Genomic DNA, 2,233 nt, shown 5'->3' with positions numbered 1-2,233 from the left:
TCTCCGCCTTCGAGCCCTCGCTCGGAGTGCCGGGCTTGGCCTCACGCGGGGTCTCCGACCCAGACACGTAGGGCTTGGCGTGCTTCCCCTTGGAGGTGGAGGTCGCAGGGGAAGACTTGTGCAGTTCCTGCGCCTCGTCGGGAGCGTCCGGTGCAGTCGTAGCGGCGTGGGCCGTGAAGGCCCCGCCTATAGCCATCGCGGCACCCACCGCAGAGAGCCCCAGAGCGGCGCGAATACGGCCAGGACGGGCACTACGGGCGGCAACGTGTCGTTGGGACATCGTCCATCCTTGGATAGAAGGTTTATCTGTCAGCCGACCATCGACTAGTCGGCTTCCATGAGGCGGCCTCACACTGGAGACGCATCTAGCCGGACAGACGCCCGAAGGCTCTCTGGGTTGCGGGTCACGGAGAGGTGAACCGCCCCAGAGCCTGTGTTCTGAGTCACAGGCGGAGTCTCTTGTTTCCGTAGTGGCTTCCACGCTTACACCGTGCGGCATGTGCACGTTGGAGCTTGACCGAGGGATGGTCTCCCCGGAAGAAGGGAGGCGTTCTTCACTTCAGCTGCTGAGCGCTGAGACGGCCTGCCCCGGACATCATCTGACCGCTGCCAGCGCGAGCTGCTCTCAGGCAAGGGGCCTTCCGGCTAATGAACTTGAACCCGTGATGCCGGCTCAGGATCTTGTTGTGCCGCAGGACAGCTGCTCTACGATCCCGCGCCTGGTAGCCGTGAGGCTACGGTCGCCACGAAGTGTTGCAAGACGGCGAACGGCAGCGTCTGCGTCTCGTCGAAGAAGACCTCTGCAGGCTTCTCCTCCTCCGGGGCATAGACAATCACCGTCACGGCTGCTGGCCCGGGAGCCGGTGAAGCAGGCACGGAAGGGGCACCGCCCGGAACCACGCGGGCCTCGCTGAGCTCGAAATGGGTGGTCCTGTCCTCGCCCGCACCAATCTCGGTGGTGAGAGCGCAATACAGATCACCGTCGTAGTCCCATGTCAGCAAAGACATGGCGGTGATGCTGCCATACCTGCCGCTGCCAGCGCCGGGCACAAGGACCACCGGATCCGTCAACGGGCCGGATCGAAGCTCAGGCCGGTGCCGGCGAGGCAGCCGTCGACCAACCGCACGACGGTGCTGGATCTGCTTGAGCCGGCGTTTCACCTCCCGGGTGATCTGGCCGAGGTCGGCGGCGGCAAGGTTGCCGATGTCGCGCTTGACCAGCGACCAGATGCCCTCCTGCGGATTCAGATCGGGAGCGTAGGCCGGCAGCTGGAACACCGTGAGCCACTCGACGTTCGCGTCGATGAACTCCTTCATGCCTGCAGTCAGTGGAGGCGGACATTGTCCCAGACCAACACGATCGGGCCTCCGAGCTGGATGCGGGCGCGGACGACCAGGGCGCGGAAGTCCCGCCACCCGAAGCCCTTCGGCTCGTCCTTGCGGCCCCGATAATCGCGGATCGCGTAGATGAGCCGGGATCGCTGGCCCGGTTTGTAGCAGGCCATGCCTGCCATCGATACCCGCCCCGAGCCCCGGCCCCTGACCCGAACGATGGGCGTGCGGCCGATCCGGCCCCAGGTGGCACGCGGCGGAGTCATCGACTGCCCGGCTTCGTCCTCGAAGACGATCCAGGCCCCGCGCTCCGCCGCGATGCTCTTACCCGCGGCCAGGTCTCCTTCTTCCACACCTCGACTGCCGAGTTATTCCGTCCAATTGCACGCCGGGCAGGCTGCTGCCAACTCCAGCCGTGCCGCCTCAGCAGCCGCCAGGTGCCCTCGACCGTGTAGGACACGTGGATCAGCCGGCCGATCAGCGTCTTGATCCGCGCGAGCGTCCACCGCTGGTCCACCAAGCCGTGGGCCAACGGACCGCGCTCCAATTCACGTGCCAGTCTCGCGATTTGTCCATCGCCGAGCCGGAGCCGCCCCGGGGAGCCCTTTGACGGGACCCCGGCCTCCCCTTGTTCGCGCCAGGCTCGGCGCCACCGCTCCACCGACCGCTCGCTCACCCGCAGGGCGTCAGCAACCTCGGCATTCTTCTGTCCGGCTTGGAAGCGCTCCACGGCCTGCTGCCGCACCCGCTCCCGTGCAGCCCTCCCCGCGTCGGTCAGCCCGTCGCCCTGCGCATACCTCACACCTCAGGGCTACCAGCGGTGACAGCCCGACTGTCAGGCAAACGGCACCGACATCACTCAATCAAGTTCAGTAGCTGGAGAGCACTTTCGGTAGCGCGG

Annotated in this window: 4 protein-coding genes; all 4 read right to left on the bottom strand. The window is 66.3% G+C overall.

Translation table 11 applies throughout. The annotated features are described in order from the left end of the window. Positions 1-196, bottom strand: a 196-nt coding sequence (locus GA0115242_RS41315; RefSeq protein WP_218088673.1) for a hypothetical protein, incomplete at its 3' end; no start/stop codon positions are given. Between the two features lie 509 nt (positions 197-705). Beyond that, positions 706-1,317: a transposase gene (locus GA0115242_RS42660; protein ID WP_311638775.1), complete on the bottom strand. Its 612-nt coding sequence runs from the start codon at positions 1,315-1,317 to the stop codon at positions 706-708. 8 nt (positions 1,318-1,325) lie between these two features. Further along, complete coding sequence (locus GA0115242_RS42655; protein WP_311638774.1) at positions 1,326-1,685, bottom strand: transposase; 360 nt, start codon at positions 1,683-1,685, stop codon at positions 1,326-1,328. Continuing rightward, complete coding sequence (locus GA0115242_RS37510; protein WP_093836134.1) at positions 1,595-2,134, bottom strand: winged helix-turn-helix domain-containing protein; 540 nt, start codon at positions 2,132-2,134, stop codon at positions 1,595-1,597. The genes GA0115242_RS42655 and GA0115242_RS37510 overlap by 91 nt, the downstream gene beginning before the upstream one ends. Between the last annotated feature and the right edge of the window lie 99 nt (positions 2,135-2,233).

Origin of the sequence: Streptomyces sp. SolWspMP-5a-2 (genome assembly GCF_900091845.1) — a bacterium.
Taxonomy (GTDB): Bacteria; Actinomycetota; Actinomycetes; order Streptomycetales; family Streptomycetaceae; genus Streptomyces; species Streptomyces doudnae.
Note: the sequence above shows the minus strand (reverse complement) of the source record. Positions and strands in the feature narration are given on the sequence as shown.